This is a genomic window from Microvirga sp. ACRRW (genome assembly GCF_022346925.1).
Taxonomy (GTDB): domain Bacteria; phylum Pseudomonadota; class Alphaproteobacteria; order Rhizobiales; family Beijerinckiaceae; genus Microvirga.
Map to the genome: position 1 here is coordinate 432,558 of NZ_JAKRNJ010000003.1, position 23,859 is coordinate 456,416.

Annotated in this window: 20 protein-coding genes; 10 read left to right on the forward strand and 10 right to left on the reverse strand. The window is 63.7% G+C overall.

The genetic code is table 11. From position 1 onward, the window contains the following. Positions 1–10 precede the first annotated feature (10 nt). On the forward strand, positions 11–1,123 hold the full coding sequence (gene ribA, locus MHY87_RS09415; RefSeq protein ID WP_239351515.1) for a GTP cyclohydrolase II RibA: 1,113 nt from the start codon (positions 11–13) through the stop codon (positions 1,121–1,123). A gap of 15 nt (positions 1,124–1,138) precedes the next feature. On the opposite strand, the gene MHY87_RS09420 is transcribed toward ribA, so the two are convergent. From MHY87_RS09420 to MHY87_RS09450, 7 genes are all read right to left on the reverse strand, one after another. Then, positions 1,139–2,308, reverse strand: a complete 1,170-nt coding sequence (locus MHY87_RS09420) for a M20 aminoacylase family protein (RefSeq protein WP_239351269.1) — start codon at positions 2,306–2,308, stop codon at positions 1,139–1,141. Between the two features lie 92 nt (positions 2,309–2,400). Then, positions 2,401–3,612 carry a peptide ABC transporter permease gene (locus tag MHY87_RS09425; protein ID WP_239351270.1) on the reverse strand — a complete coding sequence of 404 codons (1,212 nt, stop codon included), beginning with the start codon at positions 3,610–3,612 and terminating at the stop codon, positions 2,401–2,403. 179 nt (positions 3,613–3,791) lie between these two features. Next, positions 3,792–4,676, reverse strand: coding sequence for a 3-hydroxyisobutyrate dehydrogenase (mmsB, locus tag MHY87_RS09430; RefSeq protein WP_239351271.1), 885 nt, complete (start codon positions 4,674–4,676; stop codon positions 3,792–3,794). Between the two features lie 57 nt (positions 4,677–4,733). After that, positions 4,734–5,105, reverse strand: coding sequence for a DUF5367 family protein (locus MHY87_RS09435; RefSeq protein WP_239351273.1), 372 nt, complete (start codon positions 5,103–5,105; stop codon positions 4,734–4,736). Continuing rightward, entirely contained in the window at positions 5,102–6,253 is a 1,152-nt protein-coding gene (locus tag MHY87_RS09440) for an isobutyryl-CoA dehydrogenase (RefSeq protein WP_239351274.1), read from the reverse strand. The genes MHY87_RS09435 and MHY87_RS09440 overlap by 4 nt, the downstream gene beginning before the upstream one ends. Before the next feature lie 69 nt (positions 6,254–6,322). After that, entirely contained in the window at positions 6,323–7,000 is a 678-nt protein-coding gene (locus MHY87_RS09445) for an HAD family hydrolase (RefSeq protein WP_239351275.1), read from the reverse strand. Positions 7,001–7,076: 76 nt separating this feature from the next. Beyond that, the gene (locus MHY87_RS09450; RefSeq protein ID WP_239351276.1) at positions 7,077–8,573 is read right to left on the reverse strand and encodes a CoA-acylating methylmalonate-semialdehyde dehydrogenase; all 1,497 of its coding nucleotides are present in this window, start codon (positions 8,571–8,573) and stop codon (positions 7,077–7,079) included. A 114-nt stretch (positions 8,574–8,687) separates the two neighbouring features. On the opposite strand from MHY87_RS09450, the gene MHY87_RS09455 reads away from it, so the two are divergent. Both MHY87_RS09455 and tal read left to right on the forward strand, forming a co-directional pair. After that, positions 8,688–9,578, forward strand: coding sequence for a LysR family transcriptional regulator (locus MHY87_RS09455; RefSeq protein ID WP_239351277.1), 891 nt, complete (start codon positions 8,688–8,690; stop codon positions 9,576–9,578). Positions 9,579–9,758: 180 nt separating this feature from the next. Then, positions 9,759–10,730 (forward strand): transaldolase, encoded by a 972-nt coding sequence (gene tal, locus MHY87_RS09460; protein ID WP_239351278.1) that lies wholly within the window; start codon positions 9,759–9,761, stop codon positions 10,728–10,730. 61 nt (positions 10,731–10,791) lie between these two features. Here the strand turns inward: tal and MHY87_RS09465 are convergent, their stop codons facing one another. From MHY87_RS09465 to MHY87_RS09475, 3 genes are all read right to left on the reverse strand, one after another. Continuing rightward, positions 10,792–12,471, reverse strand: coding sequence for a thiamine pyrophosphate-binding protein (locus MHY87_RS09465; protein WP_239351279.1), 1,680 nt, complete (start codon positions 12,469–12,471; stop codon positions 10,792–10,794). Positions 12,472–12,547: 76 nt separating this feature from the next. Beyond that, positions 12,548–14,095 (reverse strand): aldehyde dehydrogenase family protein, encoded by a 1,548-nt coding sequence (locus MHY87_RS09470; RefSeq protein WP_239351280.1) that lies wholly within the window; start codon positions 14,093–14,095, stop codon positions 12,548–12,550. A 231-nt stretch (positions 14,096–14,326) separates the two neighbouring features. Beyond that, complete coding sequence (locus MHY87_RS09475) at positions 14,327–15,460, reverse strand: saccharopine dehydrogenase family protein (protein WP_239351281.1); 1,134 nt, start codon at positions 15,458–15,460, stop codon at positions 14,327–14,329. A gap of 121 nt (positions 15,461–15,581) precedes the next feature. Between MHY87_RS09475 and MHY87_RS09480 the strand changes: the two genes are divergently transcribed. The 7 genes from MHY87_RS09480 (at position 15,582) to hutH (ending at position 23,830) form a co-directional block, all read left to right on the forward strand. Further along, entirely contained in the window at positions 15,582–16,010 is a 429-nt protein-coding gene (locus MHY87_RS09480) for an Lrp/AsnC family transcriptional regulator (protein WP_239351282.1), read from the forward strand. Then, entirely contained in the window at positions 16,007–17,212 is a 1,206-nt protein-coding gene (locus tag MHY87_RS09485; protein ID WP_239351283.1) for an FAD-binding oxidoreductase, read from the forward strand. Before MHY87_RS09480 ends, MHY87_RS09485 begins: the two co-directional genes overlap by 4 nt. A 396-nt stretch (positions 17,213–17,608) precedes the next feature. Further along, entirely contained in the window at positions 17,609–18,913 is a 1,305-nt protein-coding gene (gene ugpB / locus MHY87_RS09490) for a sn-glycerol-3-phosphate ABC transporter substrate-binding protein UgpB (RefSeq protein WP_239351516.1), read from the forward strand. Positions 18,914–19,036: 123 nt separating this feature from the next. Further along, on the forward strand, positions 19,037–19,918 hold the full coding sequence (gene ugpA, locus MHY87_RS09495) for a sn-glycerol-3-phosphate ABC transporter permease UgpA (RefSeq protein WP_239351284.1): 882 nt from the start codon (positions 19,037–19,039) through the stop codon (positions 19,916–19,918). Beyond that, positions 19,918–20,763 (forward strand): sn-glycerol-3-phosphate ABC transporter permease UgpE, encoded by an 846-nt coding sequence (gene ugpE, locus MHY87_RS09500; RefSeq protein ID WP_239351285.1) that lies wholly within the window; start codon positions 19,918–19,920, stop codon positions 20,761–20,763. The genes ugpA and ugpE overlap by 1 nt, the downstream gene beginning before the upstream one ends. A 116-nt stretch (positions 20,764–20,879) precedes the next feature. Further along, entirely contained in the window at positions 20,880–21,959 is a 1,080-nt protein-coding gene (locus MHY87_RS09505; protein ID WP_239351286.1) for a sn-glycerol-3-phosphate import ATP-binding protein UgpC, read from the forward strand. 233 nt (positions 21,960–22,192) lie between these two features. After that, a complete protein-coding gene (gene hutH / locus MHY87_RS09510; RefSeq protein ID WP_239351287.1) occupies positions 22,193–23,830 on the forward strand; it encodes a histidine ammonia-lyase in 1,638 nt (545 codons plus the stop codon). The last annotated feature ends 29 nt before the right edge of the window (positions 23,831–23,859 follow it).

Sequence of the window (23,859 nt, forward strand, 5' to 3'; positions counted from 1 at the left end):
TTCATCGATGATGCGCCTCGCCTTAAGCCTGTCCGATAACCCTGCCACGACCGCGGTCGAGCGGGCGATCATGGAGTTTCGCAGCGCCCGTCCCGTCGTGATCGACGGGGCGAACGGCAGCGCGCTCGTGGTTGGCGTGGAAGACCTCGACAAGGCCCGGTGCACCGAGATCGAAGCCGTGGCGGCAGGCCATGCCCATCTAGTTCTTCCGGCTGCCCGCCTGCGCCGTCTCGGGCTCGAGCGGGATATTCCCGGAAGCGTGGCCTTGCCCGTGGTGGAGCGGGAGCGGATCGAGACACTCGCCCTCAAGCTCGACGGGCGCATCGATGCGCCGGTAAGGCCCATCGAGGCTCTCGACGAGGAAGCGCTGGAGCTTGCGCGGCTGTCTCTCGTTCTGCCCGCCGTGATCGTGGTGCCGCTTTCATCCGGTATCGAGGTCGATGCATCCCTAGTGCGCGTCTCGGGCGATGCGATCCGTGATTATCGTCGCAGCCAAGCAGCCGATCTTTCCCTCGTCAGCCGCGCCCCGGTGCCGCTGGAACATGCGCCGACGAGCGAGTTCGTGGTGTTTCGCGGCGGCGAGGGCCTGCGCGATCAGGTGGCGATCATCGTCGGCAAGCCGGATCTCGCGAAGCCCGTCACCGTGCGGCTCCATTCCGCCTGCCTGACGGGCGATCTCTTCGGCAGCCTGAAATGCGATTGCGGCGACCAGCTGCGCGAAACCGTGCGCTTCATGGCGCAAAACGAGGGCGGCATCCTGCTCTATCTCGATCAGGAAGGGCGCGGGAACGGCATCGCCAACAAGATCCGCGCCTACAAGCTCCAGTCGCAAGGCTACGACACCTACGAGGCCGATGAGATGCTGGGCTTCGAAGCGGATCAGCGCCGGTTCGACTTTGCTGCCGTGATGCTGAAAAAACTCGGCGTCAGTGCCGTTCGCCTCATGACCAACAATCCGGAAAAGATCCACGCTCTCTCTGAATCGGGTCTTGAGGTGATCTCCGATCACCGCGTGCTGGGCCGCCCGACGGCGGAGAACGTGAGCTATCTCGCGGCCAAGCGGGATCGCGCCGGGCATTACATCGACCTGGAAGGCCTGCTCGCCTGCTCCAACAAGGATTGAGCTGAATACCGGCGCTCAGCGCGCCGGCATTCCGGTTTCGATGATCTTTGCCCAGAGCGACACGCCGTAAGGGGCGGCGGCATCGTTGAAGTCGTAGGCCGGGTGATGCACGCCCGCCGAGTCGCCGTTGCCGACGAAGATGTAGGCGCCTGGGCGCTTCTCCAGCATGTAGGAGAAATCCTCCGCGCCCATTTCCGGTGGGAAATTCGTCTGCACGGCGCTCTCGCCTGCGAGATCCTTCGCAACCGATGCGACGAAGTCGACTTTCTCCGCATTATTCACCGTCACCGGATAGCCGCGGTTATATTCGATGGTCGCCGTCGCGCCGAAAGCCGCGCAGGTGCTCTCAATGATAGTGCGGATGCGCGCCTCCGCGAGATCGCGAACACTGGGCGAAAGCGTGCGCACGGTGCCGAGCAGGGTCGCCGTCTGCGGAATGACGTTGAACGTATCGCCCGCCTTGACGGTGCAGACGGAGACGACCACCGATTCCAGCGGATCGATGCTGCGCGAGGAAACGCTCTGCAGAGCGGTGATCACATGCGCCGTCGTGACGATGGGGTCGATGCAGTTGTGCGGATAGGCGGCGTGCCCGCCCTTGCCCTCGATGGTGATCGTGAAGCGGTCCGCCGCCGCCATGACGGGGCCTGGACGCATGGCGAAATGGCCGATCGGAACGCCCGGCCAATTGTGCATGCCGTAGACCTCCTGGATGCCGAAGCGCTCCATGAGCCCGTCCTTCACCATGGCGTCGCCGCCACCGCCGCCTTCTTCCGCAGGCTGGAAGATCACGACCGCCGTGCCGTCGAAATTGCGCGTCTCGGCAAGGTATTTCGCTGCGCCCAAGAGCATCGCCGTGTGGCCGTCATGGCCGCAGGCATGCATCTTGCCGGGCGTCTTGGACTTGTAGGGCAGGTCGGTCGCTTCCAGGATCGGCAGCGCGTCCATGTCGGCGCGCAGGCCGATCACCTTGCCGGATGAATTTGTGCGGCCCTTGATGACGCCGACCACGCCCGTGCGGCCGATGCCGGTCACCACCTCGTCGCAGCCGAATTCCTTCAGCTTCTCGGCCACGATGCCTGCGGTGCGGTGAACGTCATAGCCGAGTTCGGGATTCTCATGGAAATCCCGGCGCCAGGCGGCGATCTCGTCGGCCAGGTCGGCGACGCGGTTGATGATGGGCATGGGAAGTCCTTTCCATGAATCGATAAGCCGCCAGCCAACCAGAGGCAGGGGGCATGGGTCAATGGTTATGGAGGGAAAGCTTTTCCGATGCTTTAGCGCAGCCGGCGCAGGATGGCCTTCGGGCGCTTGGTCCGGAATTGTCCGCGCTCCACCGCCACGAAGACCAGCACGAGCACGACGAGCGCCGTGAACCACCAGACCTGAGCGGTGCCGATGCCGCAGGAGCCGAGCGCGAAGGCCGAGGCGAAGGAGGCCATGATGCCGGGCCCGAGGATGGGACGGTGCCCTCCGGCGCTCAAAGCCGCCTGCGAGAGCAGGATCGCGCCGGAGACGGCGCCCACGAGCCCGAGCTCGTACCAGATCTCGAACAGCAGGCTGAACGGCGTTTCGTTGGGCACGAGGCCGAAGATGCGCCCACGCCAGGATGTCTCCAGCCCATGGCCAGTCAGAAGGCGTGCGGGCTCCTTGAGAATGAGGCCCTGCCAGGCGTCGAGCCCCATCACGATGGAGGAGGCCGATCCGAAAATGCCGCCTGCGAGAGGCTTCAGCAGGAAGGGCAGCAAGGGCGCAAGAATCAGAAGAGCCGCCATCGTGAAGCCGATCAGGCGGGAGCCGATTCGCGGGCTCATCGCCGTCAGGGCAAAGGTCAGGCCGCCGACAACGAGGCCGATGAGCGGCAGAATATCGGCGGTGAGGAAGGCGCCGATGCCGACAGCCAGGGCAAGCGCCACGGCCTCCAGATTGCGGCCGCGGGAATGGAGCCACGTCACCGCAGGCCAGAGCAGCAGGACGAGCACGACCATGCCGCGCTCCACGCCCAGTCCATCGGGATCGAGATGGCCGCCGCCTCGGAACAGCATGGCGATGCCGATCAGGGCGGCGAGGCCGACGCCGACCGGCAGCAGATAGAGATTCGCCGAGCGCATGCGCTCCGGCAGGGCGAGATATCCCGCAACGCCCATCAGGCCCATGGCGACGATGTTCAGAAGCCGCTCGGAGGCCTGCGGCACGAAAGGCGTCCAGATCAGGGACAGGGCTGCCCAGAGCACCAGAACGAGCCCGGCAAGCCCTGCCCGCGAGGTCACGAAGCTCATCGCCTTCTGGCCGGGGTTTCTCGCGCTGCCATCGAGAAACGCTGCCAGGACGATGAGGGCCACGGCCAGGGGAGCCATCACCACGAGGGCGCGGCGGGAGAAGAGTGCGGCCAAAGGAATGGCGAACAGCAGAATCGCAAAGCCGAGGCGCCGCAGCAGGGCGGCGGCATCGGCGGAAGGATTGGCCATGGGGAGGGCGGAGCGGACCATGCGGGGCAGACAATCGTCGGTTGAGCGACCAGGAGAAGGTCAAGCTAATGCACGGATCGCGCAAAAGCTGTAGGTGCGATGCAACACATGCCAAACCTTTGGTTTAGTGCCGGCTGCATAACGACCCTGAAATGCCGCCGGACCTGTTCCCTGGCCAGGCTATATGCCGGTTCTCCCAGTCATCCCTTCTGCCCGCGCAGGAAGTTGACGATGCCGGAGAAGTCGTCGCCCTCATGCCCTGCGCCGTTGAAGAGCGCATAGAGCTGCGCGGCCTCCGCGCCCAAGGGCGTCGATGCGCCGGAGGCGAGGGCTGCTTCCTGCGCGAGCTTGAGGTCTTTGAGCATGAGAGCCGCTGCGAAGCCCGGCTTGTAGCCGTTGTTCGCAGGCGAGGTCGGCACCGGGCCCGGCACGGGGCAATAGGTGGTAAGCGACCAGCACTGGCCCGAGGATGTGGAGGCCACATCGAACAAGGCCTGATGCGAAAGCCCGAGCTTTTCGCCGAGCACGAAAGCTTCCGCGACGCCGATCATCGAGATGCCGAGGATCATGTTGTTGCAGATCTTCGCCGCCTGACCCGCGCCCGCCTCGCCGCAATGCACGACCTTCTTGCCCATCTTCGAGAGGATGGGCTCAGCCCGGTCGAACGCATTCTTGGCGCCGCCCGCCATGAAGGTGAGCGTCGCGCCCTTCGCACCGCCGACCCCGCCGGAGACCGGCGCATCGAGGCTCATCAGCTTGCGCTCCTGCGCCATGCCATGCGCCTTGCGTGCGCTGTCCACGTCGATGGTGGAGCAGTCGATGACGAGCGCGCCGTCCTTCACTGACGAGAGAAGATCGGCATAGACCGAGAGCACGTGCTTGCCTGCGGGCAGCATGGTGATCACGATTTCGGCCTCGCGCACCGCATCATGCGCGGAACCGGCAATGGTTACGCCGTCGTTGCGCGCCTGATCGCAGGAGGCGGGAGACAGATCGAACCCGGTGACGCTATGGCCCGCCTTGACGAGATTGGCGGCCATGGGGCCACCCATGTTGCCGAGGCCGATGAAGGCGATGCTGGTCATAATTATCCTCCCGTGTTGTTGTTTGGCGATGATCGCAGGAACTGGATGGCGCCGCCGCTATGGGCGGCGCGCGCTCCAAAGCGCTCCTGCGAGGCAAAAACCGTAGAACCAGAGCATGAGGGAGCCGAACACCTTGTCGAGAGATGGGTTCAGGTCCGGAAAGAACACCGCGAAATGCGAGCCGACAGCCGCCATGATCAGCATGCCGGGAACAGCCGTGAGCGCCATGGCGGAAGCAGCCTTCTGATGAGGCACGCGCAGGATGCGATGAATGAGCAGGCCCAGAACTAACCCTAAGGCCGCGCCCGCCGCGAAGTTCAACTGAAAGGGCCTGCGGCCTTCCAGAAAGAACAAATGCCCTGCGAACGAGAACAGCGCGAAGATCGCAGCCGTGAGGCCAAGGCCGAGGCCCAGCGCGCGAAGGGTCATCGGTTGCCGCGCCCCACGAGATCGCGCGCCACGATGAGGCGCATGATCTCGTTGGTGCCCTCGAGAATCTGATGCACGCGCAGATCGCGCACGATCTTCTCGACGCCGTAATCGGCGAGATAACCATAGCCGCCGTGAAGCTGCAGCGCGTCGTTCGCCACGTTGAACCCGGTATCGGTGGCCATGCGCTTGGCCATGGCGCAGAGCTTCGTCGCATCCATCGCCTTGGCGTCGAGGGCGGATGCCGCGCGCCACAGGAAGGTGCGCGCGCATTCGAGGTCGGTCGCCATGTCGGCGAGCTTGAATTGCAGCGCCTGGAAATCCGCGATGCGCTTGCCGAAGGCTTTTCTGTCGTTGGCGTAGGACAGCGCCTTGTCGAGCGCGGATTGCGCGCCGCCCAGCGAACATGCGCCGATATTCAGGCGCCCGCCGTCGAGGCCGGACATGGCGATCTTGAAGCCCATGCCTTCATCCGCGAGACGGTTCGCGACAGGCACGCGCACATCTTCAAAGATCACGGCGGCGGTGGGCTGCGCGTTCCAGCCCATCTTCTTTTCCTGCGCACCGAAGGACACGCCTTTCATGTCCTTCTCGATGATCAGCGTCGAGATGCCGGACGGTCCATCCTCACCCGTGCGCACCATCGTCACGTAAAGATCGGACGTGCCCGCGCCCGAGATGAACTGCTTCACGCCGTTGACGATGTAATGATCGCCGTCGCGCACCGCGCGGGTCTTCAGCGCTGCTGCGTCCGATCCCGAGCCCGGCTCAGTGAGGCAATAGCTGCCGATCAATTCCATGGTGCAGAGAGACGGCAGGAAACGCTGGCGCTGCTCCTCCGAGCCGTAGCGGTCGATCATCCAGGCGACCATGTTGTGAATGGAGAGGAAGGCCGAGATCGCGGGGCAGCCGGTGGCGAGCGCCTCGAAGATGAGCGCCGCGTCAAGCCGCGTCATGCCCGACCCGCCCACATCGTCGCGGGTGTAGATTCCGGCCATGCCGAGGGAGGCTGCCTCCCGCAGAACATCCACGGGAAAATGCTTTGTCTCGTCCCATTCGAGGGCATGGGGCGCGATGTTGTCCGCAGCAAAGGCAAGAGCCATGTCTCGGACGGCGATCTGGTCTTCGGTCAAGGAGAACTGTGTCATGGCCTTAGATCGTCATGAGAAGAGCGCTTCGTGCACCCCGACTTTGGATTGAGAGCCGAAGGATTCGGCTCAAAGCTTCCGGCCTACCTCGTCGATATGCTCCAGGAGATCCGCAGGGTCCTGGTAAACCCGGTAGGCGCTTGCGCGGACGAGTTCGTCCTCGCCATAGCCACCCGATAAAAGCCCTACGCCCAACGCTCCTGCGCGTCGGGCGGCCAGCATGTCCCAGATGCTGTCGCCGACCACGCAGGTGTTCTCGATGGGATGGCCGAGCGCCTCGGCGGCGGCGATGAACAGATCCGGGTCGGGCTTGGCGTATTTCACCTTGTCGCGGGTGATGACGGGAACTGTCTGCGGATCGACGCCGAGATTGCGGATGACCGGACCTGCCGTTTCCATCCGTCCGCTGGTCGCAATGGCCCAGGGCATGCCTGCGTCGGTGAGATAGGCCAGCAGCTCGCGGGCGCCCGGCAGCGGGCGGATCGATCCGGAGCGCTGGTTGTAGGCCTGCGCATGGAGCTGGCGCAGGCGCTCGATCCGCTCCGGCTCGATGGTCAGCCCCGTCTCACGCAAGAGCATGTTGGTGAACAGGCCGCCCGACATGCCGATCCGGCGATGGATGCGCCAGACGGAGAGTTCGATCCCCTCCGCCTCCAGAGCCTCATGCCAGGCCAGAACATGCTGATAGACGCTGTCGACGAGCGTGCCGTCGAGATCGAAGAGGAAAGCTGTCTGGCGTATGGGCATCGGCAAAACTCCAAAAAGGTTTCTCGTCGTCCACTCCAAACGAAGAAGGCCGGGCGATGACCCGGCCTTCTGTGTTTTACTTCATCGTCGGAATGGAGAATTCCGCGCCTTCCTTGATGCCGGACGGCCAGCGTGAGGTGACCGTCTTCGTCTTGGTGTAGAAGCGCACCGCATCCGGGCCGTGCTGGTTGAGGTCGCCGAAGCCGGAGGCCTTCCAGCCCCCGAAGGTGTAATAGGCCAGCGGCACCGGGATCGGCACGTTGATGCCGACCATGCCGACATTCACCTTGGAGGCGAAGTCGCGGGCGGCGTCGCCGTCGCGGGTGTAGATCGCGACGCCGTTGCCGTATTCGTGGTCGGACGGCAGGCGCAGCGCCTCGTCGTAGTTCTTGGCGCGGACGACCGAGAGAACGGGGCCGAAGATTTCTTCCTTGTAGATGCGCATGTCGCTGGTCACCTCGTCGAAGAGGCAGCCGCCCATGTAGAAGCCGTTCTCGTAGCCCTGCATCTTGAAGTTACGGCCATCGACCGCGAGCTTCGCGCCTTCCTTCACGCCGAGATCGACGTAGGAACGCACCTTCTCCATGTGCGCCTTCGTGACCATGGGGCCGAAATCGGCGGACGGGTCAGTGGAGGGGCCGACCTTCAGGCTTTCGACGCGCGGGATCAAACGGTCCATGAGGGCGTCGGCGGTGGCCTTGCCGACCGGCACCGCGACCGAAATCGCCATGCAGCGCTCACCCGCCGAGCCGTAGCCTGCGCCGATGAGCGCGTCTGCGGCCTGGTCGAGATCGGCGTCGGGCATGATGATCATGTGGTTCTTCGCGCCGCCGAAGCAATGCGCGCGCTTGCCGTTGGCGGTCGCGCGGGAATAGACGTATTGCGCGATTGGCGAAGAGCCGACGAAGCCCACGGCCTTGATGTCCGGATCGTCGAGGATCGCGTCCACCACGTCCTTGTCGCCGTTGACGACGTTGAGGACGCCGGCGGGCAGTCCTGCCTCGATCATCAGCTCGGCAAGGCGCATCGGCACGCCCGGATCGCGCTCCGAGGGTTTCAGGATGAAGGCGTTGCCGCACGCGATGGCGGGCGCGAACTTCCACATCGGGATCATGGCGGGGAAGTTGAACGGCGTGATGCCGGCAACGACACCCAGCGGCTGGCGGATCGAATACATGTCGATGCCGGGACCTGCGCCTTCCGTGAATTCACCCTTCAGGAGATGCGGGATGCCGCAGGCGAATTCCACCACCTCGACGCCGCGCTGAATGTCGCCCTTGGCGTCGGGAATGGTCTTGCCGTGCTCGCGGGCCAGCAGCTCGGCCAGCGAATCGGTTTCCTTGGCGATGAGTTCGAGGAACTTCATCATCACGCGGGCGCGGCGCTGCGGGTTGGTGGCGCCCCAGCCGATCTGCGCGGCCTTGGCGTTCTCGACCGCCTGGCGCAGCTCGTCCTTGGAGGCCAGCGCGACGCGGCCGATCACCTCGCCGGTCATGGGCTGGAAGAATTCGGTGGTGCGGCCCGACTTGCCCGGAACGTGCTTGCCGCCGATGAAATGTCCGACTTCGCGCATGGCGTTTCTCTCCTGATTTTAGGTGCCCTGTTCTAGCATTGTCGAAACTGCACGACTATGGGTGAAGATGAGGCTTCCGTTGTGCAAAAATCCCAATATGATAAAGCTCTAGGAATGAGTGCTTTCGATTGGGACGATCTCCGCTTTTTCCTCGCCGTGGCAAGGGCCGGCCGCCTCACGGTCGCCGCCCGCCGCCTGGAGGCGGATCATACCACGGTTTCCCGCCGCATCTCGTCTCTCGAAAAGGCGCTCCAGGCCAAGCTGTTCGAGCGCAAGCCGCAAGGATACACCCTCACGGAACAGGGCGAACGCCTGCTCGCCAAGGCCGAAAGTATGGAAAGCCAGGCGTTGGCAGTGGCAAGCGAGGTAGGTGGCTCCGATCTCGCCCTCTCAGGTACCGTGCGCGTGGGCGCGCCGGACGGGCTCGGCACGTATTTCCTGGCGGCGGAGCTCGGCGCGCTTGCCGAGCAGCATCCGGATCTCACGATCCAGCTCGTGGCCCTGCCGCGCACCTTTTCGCTCTCCAAGCGCGAGGCGGATATCGCGGTCACGGTCGAGCAGCCGACCGAGGGGCGGCTCGTCTCCCGCAAGCTCACCGATTACCGCCTTCGGATGTATGCCTCGGATGAGTACATCGCGCGGCACGGCATTCCAGCGGTGCCCGAGGATCTGGCGGGCCGGATGCTCGTGACTTATGTGGCCGACCTCATCTACAGCCCCGCTCTCGAATATTTCTCCGGCCTCGAAAAGTATGGCCCCCGGCGTTTCGAATGCGCCAGCGTGGTGGCGCAGATGGAGGCCGTGAGGGCAGGGGTCGGCATCGGCATCCTGCACGATTACGCGGCAAGGCTTTATCCCGAGCTGAAGGTGGTGCTGCCGGAGATCGCCTTCACCCGCACCTACTGGATCGTCACCCACGCGGAGGTTCGCAACCTTCACCGCATCGCCGAGGTTCATGCCTTCATGCTTGATAGGGTGAAGGCGAACCGCGGGTTGTTCATGTGATCGGATTCCGGTGTCATCCCCGGCGAGCCGTAGGCGAGGGAAGGGGATCCACCCACAAGCGCGGCGCTATGGATTCCCTTCCCCTCCGCTGCTCTTCGGCCGGGAATGACACTAAAGCGTCTTCACTCAGGCGCCTTAACCCCTTAAGTCTGGCCTCAACACAAACCCACGGAGACCGGAATGCCCTCCAAGCTCGACCAATTGCGCGCCATGACAGTGGTCGTCGCCGATACCGGCGATCTCGACGCGGTGCGCCGCCTGAAGCCTCAGGACTGCACCACCAACCCGACCCTGCTGCTCAAAGCGGTCGAGAATCCGGCCTATGGCCATATCGTCGAGGAGGCGCTGAACTGGGGTCGTAGCCAAGGCGGCTCCCGCGAGGGCGTGGTGGCCGCGATCTGCGACCGTCTGGCTGTCGCCTTCGGCGCGGAACTCGCCGGCATCGTGCCGGGCCGCGTCTCGACGGAGGTCGATGCCGATCTCTCCTTCGATACGGAAGCGACGCTCGCCAAGGCGCGCGCCATCATCAAGGCTTACGAGGATCGCGGCATCGGGCGCGACCGCATCCTGATCAAGATCGCCTCCACCTGGGAGGGCATCCGCGCGGCGGAAGTTCTTCAGAAGGAAGGCATCGACTGCAATCTCACGCTGCTTTTCTCGCAAGCCCAGGCGCAGGCCTGCGCGGAAGCAGGCGTGTTCCTCATCTCGCCGTTTGTGGGCCGCATTCTCGACTGGCACGTGAAGGCGGGCGGCGGTCCTTACACGGGCGAGACAGATCCGGGCGTGATTTCGGTGCGCAATATCTACGCGTCGTACAAGGCGCAGGGCATCAAGACCGTGGTGATGGGCGCATCCTTCCGCAACATCGGTGAGATCGAAGCGCTCGCCGGCTGCGACCGCCTCACCATCTCGCCCGCGCTTCTCGACGAGCTGGCGAACGCGCAAGGCGAGTTGCCGCGCAAGCTCTCGGCTGACAAGGTTGAGAAGATCGCGCCTCTGCCGCGCATGGACGAAAAGAGCTTCCGTTTCGCCATGAACGAAGATGCGATGGCGACCGAAAAGCTCTCCGAGGGCATCCGTTCCTTCGTGAAGGATCTGCGCAGCTTGCGTTCGCTCGTCGCGAAGCACCTTGACGAAGCGAAGGCTGCGTAACGAGAGTTTTCAGGCATCTAAGAAAAAAGGGCGGTGAAATTTCACCGCCCTTTGTTTTTGATTACTTCTTGCTCTCGCGGGCCTTGTCGCGGATCGCGGAGAGCGACATCGACGGCGTGATCGCTTCCGGGTCGAGCAGGCAGTGCAGGATCGCGGGCTTGCTGGAGGTGAGCGCGCGCTGCAACGCGGCGGGGAAATCTTCCGTGCGTTCCACGCGCTCGCCATAGCCGCCGAAGGCTTTGGCGTAGGCGGCGAAGTCCGGGTTCTTCAGCTCGGTGGCCGAGACGCGGCCCGGATATTCGCGCTCCTGGTGCATGCGGATCGTGCCGTACATGCCGTTGTCGAGCAGCACCACGAGGATCGGCAGATCGTATTGCACGGCGGTCGCGAATTCCTGACCGTTCATGAGGAAGTCGCCGTCGCCCGCGAACACCACGACAGTGCTGTCGGGCTGCACGCGCTTCGCGCCGACAGCGGCGGGAACGCCGTAGCCCATAGAGCCGGAGGTGGGGGCAAGCTGCGTGCCGAAATGCTTGAAGGGCCAGAAGCGGTGGACCCAGGTGGCGAAGTTGCCCGCGCCGTTGCAGTAGATCGTGTCGGACGGCATCACCTCGCGCAGGTGCGCCATCACTTCGCCCATCTGTAAGGAGCCGGGAACGCGGATCTGCGACGGGTTGCTCCAGTTCAGGTAATCCGCGTGCGAAGTCTTGGTGCTCTCGGCCCAGGGAAGGGATGCGGGCGGGTGCACGCCTTCCAACGCCGCGGTGAAAGCGACAGGCGAGGCGTTGATGGCGAGATGCGGAGAATAGACGCGGCCCAGCTCGCTCGGATCGGGATGGATATGCACGAGCTTTTGCTGCGGAGCCGGAATGTCGAGAAGCGTGTAGGCCTGGCTCGGCACTTCGGAGAGGCGGCCGCCCACGAGCAGCACGAGATCGGCTTCCTTGATGCGAGCGAGCAGCTTCGGATTAACCCCAAGACCGAGATCGCCGATATAGGAGGCATGATCGGCGGGGAAGAGCATCTGGCGGCGGAAGGTGCAGGCGACCGGCAGCTCGAAGCGCTCGGCGAACCGCACGAAGCGCTGCACGGCGACCTCGGACCAGCGGCTGCCGCCAAGAAGCGCAACCGGCTTCTTCGCGCCGTGCAGCAGCTTCTGCAGATCGGCCATCTGCGCGAGCGAAGGATGCGTCTCGATCACCTGATAGCGTGGAGCATCGGCGACAGCGGCCATCTCGGTGAGCACATCTTCCGGCAGCGCGATCACGACCGGGCCGGGACGGCCAGAAGTCGCGACATGGAAGGCGCGGGAAATGATTTCGGGGAAGCGCGCCGGGTCGTCCACTTCCGTCGCCCATTTGGCGAGCGGTCCGAAGGCCGCGCGGTAGTCGAGTTCCTGGAAGGCCTCGCGCTCGCGCATGCCGCGCTCGATCTGACCCACGAAGAGGATCATCGGTGTCGAATCCTGCTTCGCGATGTGAATGCCGGGCGAAGCATTCGTCGCACCCGGGCCGCGCGTGACGAAGCAGATGCCGGGGCGGCCCGTGAGCTTGCCGTAGGCCTCCGCCATCATCGCGGCGCCGCCTTCCTGGCGGCAGATCGTGACGTTGATGCTCGCATCATGGAGCGCGTCCAGAGCCGCGAGGTAACTCTCGCCCGGAACGCAGAAGATGTGATCGACTCCGTGCAGGGTCAGTTGATCGACAAGAATCTGGCCGCCGGTGCGGGAGGTCGCTGTCATGGAAGGCTCGCGATGTAAGAGAGAAAACAAGAAAAAACGGAGGGCATCTCTGCCCTCCGTGTGTCGTTTCAGACGATCAGGCGTCCACGTCGAACTTCACGCCCTGTGCGAGCGGAAGAGTGTTGCCGTAATTGATCGTGTTCGTGGCGCGGCGCATGTAGGCCTTCCAGGAATCGGAGCCGGATTCGCGTCCGCCGCCCGTTTCCTTCTCGCCGCCGAACGCGCCGCCGATCTCAGCGCCCGAAGGGCCGATATTGACGTTGGCGATGCCGCAATCCGAACCCGCCGCCGAGATGAAGGCTTCGGCCTCACGGATGTTGAGCGTGAAGATCGAGGAGGAGAGGCCTGCGCCGACCGCGTTGTGCTGCTCGATCACCTGATCGAAATCGGTGTAGCGCATCACGTAGAGGATCGGAGCGAAGGTCTCGCGCAGGACAGGGCCCGTCTGCTGCGGCATTTCCACGAGAGCGGGACGAACATAGACGCCGTCGCCGGCCACATCCGTGTAGCGGCCGCCGCCATGCACCTTGCCGCCGGCATTGCGGGATTCATCGAGTGCGCGCTCCATGCCCTCGAAAGCGGCCTTGTCGATCAGCGGGCCGACGAGCGTACCCTCGGCGCGCGGATCGCCGATCTTCACGCTGCCATAGACCTTCACGAGGCGCGGCACGAGCTGGTCGTACACGCTGTCATGCACGAAGAGGCGGCGAAGCGTGGTGCAGCGCTGGCCTGCAGTGCCCATGGCTGCGAAGGCGATGCCGCGCAAAGCGAGATCGAGATCGGCGGAGGGAGCGACGATGGCTGCGTTGTTGCCGCCGAGCTCGAGGATCGCACGGGCGAAGCGCGCGGCGAGCTTCGGGCCGACCTGACGGCCCATGGCGGTGGAGCCGGTGGCGGAGAGAACCGGCACGCGGTGATCGTCCACGAGGATCTCGCCGATCTCACGGCCGCCGAGGATCACTTCGAACAGGCCTTCCGGCACGCCGCCGAAGCGCTTGGCTGCGCGGTGAGCGATGGCGTGCGTGGCAAGCGCCGTCAGCAGGGTCTTTTCGGAGGGCTTCCACACCACCGAGTCACCGCACACGATGGCAAGAGCTGCGTTCCACGACCACACAGCCACGGGGAAGTTGAAGGCGGAGATGACGCCGCACACGCCCACCGGGTGCCAGGTTTCCATCATGCGATGGTCGGCGCGCTCGGTGGCGATGGTGAGGCCGTAAAGCTGGCGGGAAAGGCCGACGGAGAAATCGCAGATGTCGATCATCTCCTGAACCTCGCCGAGGCCCTCGGAAACGATCTTGCCGGCTTCGAGCGTTACGAGACGGCCGAGATCGTCCTTGGCGGCGCGAAGCTCCTCGCCGAGCAGGCGGATGAACTCGCCGCGCTTGGGAGCGGGGATCTTGCGCCAGGCCTTGAAGGCGGCGTCGGCGCGGGTGATGGCGGCCTTGGCCTCATCCGGCGTGGTCTCGCGCACATGAGCGATCACCTCGCCGGTGATCGGGGAGGTGGCGGGACGGCCCGTGGAGGCGAACGCGCTGTCCGGCACGCCGAGACGGGCAAGAATGGCGCGGGCTTCTTCCGCCACGCTGGCGGACGAGGTCGAAACGGAATGCGAGGCGGACATTGTCATTCTCCCATGGAAACGGGGCTTTGGGCTTCGTCAGTTGAGCCCGCCGCCTTCGCTTGTGCTTATAAAACAAGACGACGGCGGCCTTCTGGCCACCGTCTTAAAGCATGATCGGGAAATGTGGGAACTGCTTTTCCCGAATAGGGTCATGCGATTTCGGAAAGAAGCTGAACAGGTTCCTATCTGAGGTGAGACAGAAACCTGTTCCGAAACATCATGACCAAGCTGCTATGCAACGGCGTCGAGGCGGATGTTCTTCGCAGCCGGCTCGTCGCCCGCATCCAGACGCACGCCCGCATAGACGCGGCCGAAGCGGTTGGCGAGGAAGGCGTCGAGGCCGATCTCCTCCTGGCGGACGAAGCCCTTCGCTGGCAGCTTGCCCTCGACCAGCAGGTCGAGCATGGCGCAGATGCCGGCGGCGGTGGTCACCTGGATCGCGGTGCGCTGGGTGCCGCCGACCTTCTGGCCGTAGATGGAGCGGGCATAGGTCTCCTGCACGTAGCGGCCGTCACGCTCGCCGGTCACGGTCACGAACACGATGACCATGTCCTGCATGGTGGCGGGAACGGCGTTCTCCAGGATGTCCTTCAGGACCTCGCGGCGGTTGCGCAGCCCCAGATCGTTGAGGAGCACGCGCATCAGGCCGCAATGGCCCGGATAGCGGATGGTCTTGTAGTTGAGGTTGCGCACCTTGCCTTCGAGCGTCTCGCACAGGGTGCCGAGGCCGCCGGAGGTGTTGAAGGCCTCATAGCGCGTGCCGTCGAGGGAGAACTCTTCCAGCTCTTCCATGGCGGGCACTTCGCGCAGCTTGCCGTCGACCACCGCCTCGCAGCGCTCGATATACTCGTTGATGACGCCGTCCGTGCTCCAGGTGAGGTTGTAGGACAGGGCGTTCGACGGGTATTGCGGCAGCGCGCCGACGCGCAGGCGAACCGTGTCGAGCTTGTCGAAGCGGCTGGCGATGTCGTGCGCCACGATGGAGATGAAGCCGGGGGCAAGACCGCACTGGGGAATGAAGGCGGTGGTGGCGCCTTCCGAGAGCTCCTTCACCATGCGGGTGGTGGCGACGTCCTCGGTCAGGTCGAAATAGTTCACGTCGGCAAGGCGCGCGGCCTGGGCCACATGGCCGGTCAGGTGATAGGGCGCTGCGCTGAGCACGGCGTAGTGGCCCTTGAGGGCGTTCTGCAGGGCGACCGCGTCGCTGAAGTCGAGCTGGACCGTCTTGATGCCGTTCTTAGCCACAGCCTTCAGGGCCTCGGCGGACGAATCTGCCACGGTGACGGTGTAGTCGCCGGTGTCGTTGAGCATGTCGACGATGGTGGAGCCGATCTTGCCGGCGCCGATGACGAGAATGGACTTCATGATTGTGGAATCTCCCTGGGGTTGAACAAGAAAAAAGGGCAAAACCCTGCAAAGCGCCATAGACAAGCCGACGGAAAGCCGAGTAGTTTTCGGCATATCGCCGTAAAGACTGGTCAATGTGATGCTCGACGAGACCGACCGCGCCCTGATCGCCCTCCTGCGGGAGAATGCCCGCATCGGCCATGCCGAGGCCGCCCGCCGCCTGAAACTCTCCCGCACCACCGTGCAGGCGCGGGTGGAGAGCCTGGAGCGGCGTGGTGTCATCGTAGGCTACACGCTGAGGCTCGCGGAGGAGGTCAGCCGCCGCATGGTGCGCGCCCATGTCACCATCGTGGTCGCGCCGAAAGCATCTGCCGCCGTTGCCACGGCGCTGCAGCGCATGCCAGAGTTGCGCGCGCTTCATTCCGTTGCCGGTGTCTTTGATCTTCTGGCGGTGGTAGAGGCACAAGACGTTCCGACGCTCGACGCGGCCATCGACAAGATCGGCGCGCTGGAGGGCGTGGAGCGCACGCAATCCTCCATCATCCTCTCAACGAAATTCGAACGATGACCTCTTCTTCTCAGATTGCCGATGTCGTGATCGTGGGCGGCGCCGTGATGGGCTCCTCCACCGCCTATCATCTCCTCGCCGATTCCGGTTTCAAGGGACGCGTCGTCGTCATCGAGAAGGATCACACCTATCAGCTCTCCGCATCCGCGTTGTCTGCGGCGTCGATCCGCCAGCAATACTCGAGCGCGGTGAACATCCGCATCTCGCTGCATGGAATCCATTTCCTGCGCAACATCGCCGATTACCTCACCGTCGACGGCGACAAGCCGGAGCTCGGATTGAAGGAGGGTGGCTATCTCTATTGCGCGACGGAGGCGGGTGAGCAGATCCTGCGCGAGAACCAAGCGCTGCAGGCGGCGGAAGGCGCGGACATTCTTTTCCTCAAGCCGGACGAACTGAAACAGCGTTTCCCCTGGCTCAACGTGGAATATCTCGCCGCCGGCACGTGGGGCCGTTCAGGCGAAGGCTGGTTCGACGGCTGGGGCCTGCTGCAGGCATTCCGCAAGAAGGCGCGTTCGCTCGGCGCGGAATACGTGAAGGGCGAAGTTGCAGAGGTCGAGCGTGAAGGCAACCGCGTCGTTGCCGTGCGCTTGAAGGACGGCACGCGCATCGCCTGCGGCACGCTCATCAACTGCGCGGGCTCGGGCGGTCGTGCCATCGCCGAGATGGCCGGCATCAAGATTCCCGTGCAGGCGAAGCGCCGCTACGTGTTCACCTTCTCGTGCAAGGAGCCGGTGGAAAACCTGCCGCTGCTCATCGACATTTCGGGCGCTTATGTGCGTCCGGAAGGCGAGGGACATTTCATCTGCGGCGCGTCGCCGGAAGCGGATATGGATCCCGACTGGCACGACGATGATCCGGCGAGCCAGGAGATCGATTATTCCTTCTTCGAGGAATTCATCTGGCCGTCGCTCGCGACGCGCATTCCCGCTTTCGAGGCGATCAAGCCGGGCCGCGCCTGGTCGGGCCCCTACGACATGAGCCTGCTCGATCACAATGCCATCATCGGCAAGACGGACGTGATCGAGAATTTTTACTTGTGCAACGGCTTCTCGGGCCACGGTCTGCAACAGGCGCCCGCCGTCGGCCGCGCCCTCTCGGAGCTGATCGTGCACGGCGGCTACCGCACGCTCGATCTCTCCGAGCTCGGCTACGAGCGCGTGCTGGCGAACCGCCCGCTTCTTGAGCGCAACGTGATCTAACCCACTTCGACCGCAGCAATTTGTGCACTGCACCATAGCTGAGCCTGCCCGTCCCTCCCTTATTCCATATCGGGCGGGTAGGCTGAGACCTTGCCTTTCTAGCCTCATCCACGATTCGCTGCCGGCAATCCGTCGACGGGCGGCTGGATGAGCCTGGAATCCGGCTGCGGTCCTGCGGCCCATGCGCTTCTTCCCCAGGGATACCCCACCAACGAAGGGCATCTTGGCCTATTCCAATCCCCAGTTGTTAAGTCTTTTCAAGGAAAAGGGCTTCCATTTTGGAGCCGGCTATGATTGTCATGGATGTGTCATTAAAACGTCATCCGGCCTTCGTGCCGGCATGATGAACGACAAGAACGTCCCCGAGGGGGATGATACGGGAGAGACTATATTATGATGAAGAAGTCCTTCTTCGGCGCTCTGGCCCTTGGCCTCGTGTCGAGCACGTCCGTTTTCGCTCAGACGGAACTCCATTGGTGGCATGCCATGACGGGTGCCAACAACGACGTGGTTAACCGCCTCGCAGAAGAGTTCAACAACTCGCAGAAAGACTACAAGGTCGTCGTCAGCTATAAGGGCCAGTACGCCGACACCCTGAACGCTGGCATCGCCGCGTTCCGTGCGGGCAACGCTCCCCACATCCTCCAGGTCTTCGAAGTCGGCACCGCGACCATGATGGGCGCGAAGGGCGCCGTGAAGCCCGTCGCCGAGATGATGAAGGAAGCCGGCGAGAAGTTCGACCCCAAGGCTTACCTGCCCGCCATCACCGGTTACTACTCGACCGCCAAGGGCGAGATGCTCTCCTTCCCCTTCAACTCCTCCTCGATGGTCATGTGGGTCAACAAGGATGAGCTGAAGAAGGCCGGCGTTGCCGAGGTTCCGAAGACCTGGCCCCAGGTGTTCGACGCCGCCAAGAAGCTGAAGGCCGCTGGCCACAACACCTGCGGCTTCTCGAATGCCTGGGCTTCCTGGGCCAATGTCGAGCAGCTCTCCGCTTGGCACAACGTGCCGATGGCCACGAAGGCCAACGGTCTCGACGGCTTCGACACGGAGATGAAGTTCAACTCGCCGTTCCACGTGAAGCACCTGCAGAACCTCGTCGATATGCAGAAGGACAAGACCTACGACTATTCGGGCCGCGACTCGAAGTCTGAGGGCCGCTTCACCTCCGGCGAATGCGCGATCTTCCTCACCTCGTCGGGCTTCTACGGCAACGTGAAGGCCAACGCGAAGTTCGATTGGGCCAACGCTCCGATGCCGTACTATCCGGATGTGGCTGGCGCTCCGCAGAACTCCATCATCGGCGGCGCTTCGCTGTGGGTCATGGGCGGCAAGAAGGCTGACGAGTACAAGGGCATTGCCAAGTTCTTCACCTTCCTGTCCGACACGGACCGCCAGGCAAAGCTGCACCAGGAATCGGGTTACCTCCCGATCACGAAGGCAGCCTACGAGAAGACCAAGGCGTCGGGCTTCTATGAGAAGAACCCCGCTCTCCAGACGGCTCTGATCGAGCTGACCAACAAGGAGCCGACCGAGAATTCCCGCGGTCTGCGCTTCGGCAACATGGTCCAGATCCGCGACGTGATCTCGGAAGAGATCGAGGCTGCTCTCGCCGGTCAGAAGTCCGCCAAGGACGCTCTGGACGCTGGCGTGTCGCGCAGCAACCAGATCCTCCGTCAGTTCGAGCGCACCGTTCGCTAAGCCTGACTGAGTAAAGACTTTTCATCCCGGGCAGCCGACAAGCTGCCCGGGATGATCTTATAAGATAACCTTGCAGACCGGTTGATGCCGTCATCTGCCCATCACCGGACAAGCGTTAACGCGATGGAAAAACGAGCTCATTTCTCAGGGTGGACGCTGCCTCTTCTGCTGATCCTTCCGCAGATGGCGATCACCGTCATTTTCTTCTACCTGCCGGCTTCTCAGGCCATCTGGCAGTCCTTCCTGCGGGAAGACGCCTTCGGCCTCGCCTCCGAATTCGTCGGCTTCGAGAATTACACCGCTCTGTTCGAGCAGCCCGAATATTACCGGGCCATGATCACGACCGTGATCTTCTCGACGCTGGTGGCCTTCTTCTCCATGTCCATCGCGCTTCTTCTCGCCACCCAGGCCGACAAGAACATCCGCGGCGGGCACGGCTTCAAGACGCTGCTGATCTGGCCCTATGCGGTGGCTCCCGCCATCGCAGGCGTGCTGTGGATGTTCATGTTCCACCCGACGCTCGGCACGCTCGGCCGCCCGATCAACGCCATGGGCTTCAACTGGAACCCGATGCTCGACGGCACGGATGCCATGATCCTGCTCGTGCTCTCCGCCACCTGGAAGCACGTGAGCTATAACTTCCTCTTCTTCCTCGCAGGCTTGCAGGCGATCCCGAAGAGCGTGATCGAAGCCGGCGCCATCGACGGCGCGGGGCCGATGCGCCGCTTCTGGACCATCGTGTTCCCGCTGCTCTCGCCGACCACCTTCTTCCTTCTCGTCGTCACGATCGTTTACGTGTTCTTCGAGACGTTCGGCATCATCGATGCCGTGACGGGCGGCGGACCTGCCGGATCGACGACGACCCTCGTCTACAAGGTTTACGCGGACGGCCGCTCCGGCGGCGATCTCGGCCTGTCGGCCGCGCAATCGGTGGTTCTCATGGTCATCGTGATCGCGCTCACGGCCATCCAGTTCCGCTATGTCGAACGCAAGGTGCAGTACTGATGGTCGAGAATCGTCCCTTCACGCAATTCATGGCCTATCTGACGCTGGTCATCGGCGTCATCATCGTGGCCTTCCCGGTCTATCTGGCCATCATGGCGTCGACCTTCGACACCGCGACGATCATCAACGGCAACATGCCGTTGACCCCGGGCGATCAGGCAGGCGAGAACTACACCCGCGCCCTGTTCTACGGCGGCAAGCTCGCCCGCGAGCCCGTGTCCATGATGATGATGAACTCCATGATCATGGCGCTCGGCATCGCCTTCGGTAAGATCCTGATCTCGATCCTGTCGGCCTATGCGGTGGTGTACTTCAAGTTCCCGTTCCGCAAGACGGCCTTCTGGGTGATCTTCATCACGCTGATGCTGCCTGTCGAAGTGCGTATCTATCCGACCTACAAGATCGTCGCCGATCTCGGTCTGCTCGATACCTATACGGGCCTCATCATGCCGCTGATCGCCTCGGCCACCGGCACGCTGCTCTTCCGTCAGTTCTTCATGACGATCCCGGACGAGCTTCTCGAGGCTTCCAAGATCGACGGCGCTGGCGCGTTCCGCTTCTTCAAGGACACGCTGCTTCCGCTCTCCATCACGACGATCTCCGCTCTCTTCGTGATCCAGTTCATCTACGGCTGGAACCAGTATCTCTGGCCGCTGCTGATCACGACGAAGAGCTCCATGCAGACCATCGTCATCGGCATCAAGAAGATGATCACGACGACCGACGCGCTGACCGAATGGCAGATCGCCATGACGACGGCCGTGCTCGCGATGGTGCCGCCGGTTCTGGTGGTGATCTTCATGCAGCGGCTCTTCGTGAAGGGCCTCGTCGAGACGGAAAAGTAACGCGCGTTTCTCGCGCATCGCCTCTCCCGCAAGTGTGGGAGAGGCTCACAAGGATTAACGGAATTTTCAGCCAGGCGCCCTTCGTGAGGACCGGCTGACGGAAAAGGAATGAAACAATGGCAGGGGTAACGCTCGACACCGTTCGCAAGATCTATGCGGGCAATGTGGAGGCCGTGAAAGGCGTGTCGCTCGGCATCGAGGACGGCTCTTTCTGCGTGCTGGTCGGCCCGTCGGGCTGCGGCAAGTCCACTCTTCTTCGCATGATCGCCGGCCTGGAGACGATCTCCGGCGGCGACATCAAGATCGGCGACCGCGTCGTGAACCAGGTGGAACCCGCCGATCGCGACATCGCGATGGTGTTCCAGAACTACGCGCTCTATCCGCACATGAGCGTTTACGACAACATGGCCTATGGCCTGAAGAACCGTAAGACGCCGAAGGACGAGATCGACAAGCGCGTAAAGGAAGCAGCCCGCATCCTCGCCATCGAGCCCTTCCTCGAGCGTAAGCCGCGCGCTCTCTCCGGTGGCCAGCGCCAGCGCGTCGCCATGGGCCGCGCCATCGTGCGCAAGCCGCAGGTGTTCCTCTTCGACGAGCCGCTCTCCAACCTCGATGCCAAGCTGCGCGTGCAGATGCGCGTGGAGATCAAGCGCCTGCAGAAGGCTCTCGGCGTGACCTCGGTCTACGTGACGCACGATCAGGTCGAGGCCATGACGCTCTCCGACAAGCTCGTCGTGATGTCCGGCGGCCAGATCGAACAGGTCGGCACTCCGTCCGAAGTTTATCGCCGTCCCGAGACCCGCTTCGTCGCCACCTTCATCGGCTCCCCGCCGATGAACATCCTGCCCGGCAAGGTGGAAGGCCCCGGCCGCGTGTCGGTGGGTGGTCAGACCATCTCGGTCACGGACATGCGCGAAGGCCTTAGCGTCGGCTCGGCCATCGAAGTGGGCCTGCGTCCCGAGGACGTGCAGGCGGGCGGCGCTTCGGGCTCCAGCAGCATCTCCATGGACGTGGATTTCGTCGAGGAGCTTGGTGCAACCCAGCTCTTCCACGGCAAGGTCGCCGGTACGGAATTCGTGGTGCAGGCCTCCACGGGCCAGATCGCGGCGGATACCCGCAAGCTGACGCTCTCCATCGATCCGGCGAACGTCCACCTCTTCGACCCGCAGACCACGAAGCGTCTGGGCCGCGACTGAGAGTAAACGCCTTTAAGCCTCACCCTGAGGAGCGAGCTTGCTCGCGTCTCGAAGGGCGAGGCGGCTCCGGCGTACTCTGGAACCTCCTTCGAGACGGTCGCTCACGCGACCTCCTCAGGATGAGGTCAGTGTTTCAAGCCAAGCTCTTTCACGAACAGCCGCTCCGGGTTCCCTCGGAGCGGCTGTTGCGCGTTTAGGGCCGTCCCATTATCCCTTTAGGGGAAACACGAGGGATGGCGATGACGGTCAAGCTGGACGGGGCGACGCTTCAGATTGAGGATGTGGTGCGCGTGGCGCGCCCGGATGCGAAGGGCGGTTTCGCGCAAGCCGAGCTGGCCCCCGAGGCGCGGGAGCAGATCGCGGCGACGCGATCCTATATCGACCGCACCTGGATGCATGACGACGCGCCGCTCATGTATGCCTTCAACACCGGCGTCGGCCTGTTCAAGGACCAGCGCGTGCTGATCGCCGACATGGCGGCCTATCAGCAGAAGACGGTCTACGCTCACGCGACAGGTGTCGGTGAGCCTTTCGCGGAAGATGTGACGCGCGCCATGATGCTGCTGCGCGCCAATGCCTTCGCCTCGAACTATTCCGGTCCGCGCGTGGAGTTGGTCGAGCGGTTGCTCGCCTTCCTCAATGCGGGCCTGCATCCGGTCATCCCGCAGAAGGGGTCCGTTGGCGCTTCCGGCGATCTTGCGCCGCTTGCCCACATGGCCGGTGCCGTCTGCGGCTTCGAGGAAGCGCACATGGTCTATCGGGGGCGCCTGATGCCGGCGCGCGAGGCCATCCGCGAAGCAGGCTTCGATCCTGACTTCGAACTCGGCGCGAAGGATGCGTCCGCTCTCATCAACGGCTCGACCACCTCGCTTGCGCTGGCAGCTCTCGCGACAAGCGACGCGCGCCGCATCCTGAAGCATGCGGACATCGCCATGTGCCTCTCGCTCGAAGCGATGCGCGGCGAGCTCGCCGCCTTCGATCCGCGCGTGCACAAGGCGCGTCCGCATCCGGGGCAGGCGCGTGTGGCGCGCAATCTGCTTCGCATTCTCGAAGGATCGAAGCGGTGCTCGCAAGATGCGCGTAACGTCGTCTTCCCCGACGAGCCGCGCCAGCCCGGAACGCCTGCAGCGCCGCGCGTGCAAGATGTGTATTCGTTGCGCTGCACGCCGCAGGTTCACGGCCCCGCCGTCGAGGCGTTGGAATACGTGGAGCGGGTCGTCGGCACGGAGATGAACTCCGCAACCGACAACCCGCTGATCTTCGATGACGGGCAGGGCGGTTACGTCTCGATCTCCGGCGGCCATTTCCACGGGCAGTACATGGCGCAGGCCATGGATTTCCTCGCCATCGCCATGGCTGACCTCGGCTCGATCTCCGAGAGGCGCCTCGCGCGTCTCATCGATCCCACCATGTCCTATGGGCTGCCGCGCAACCTGCTCGCGGGCAAGCGCGGACTGAACACGGGCTTTGCCACCGTGCAATGCTCCATGTCGGCGCTCGTGATGGAGAATCGCGGCCTTGCGACGCCGGGCTCCGTCGATTCCATTCCCGGCAAGTCCAACGCGGAAGATCACGTGTCGAACTCCACCTGGTGCGGCCGCAAGGCGCGCACCATCGTGGAGAACGTGGAGCAGATCGTGGCGGGCGAGTTACTGATGGCGGCACAGGCCCTCACCCTCGTGGAGCCACTGGCGAAGGATTATCCGCTCGGCAAGGGTTCGCGTGCCGCCATCGAGGCGATCCGCGCTGTCATCCCGCCCGCGCTCGATGGCGATCGCTGGTATGCCAACGAGATGCGCCAGGCTCTCGACCTCGTGCGTTCCGGCGCTGTCGTCGAGGCGGTCGAGAGCGCCATCGGGTCGTTGGAATAAGAAAGGGCCCGGAATGATCCGAGCCCGCG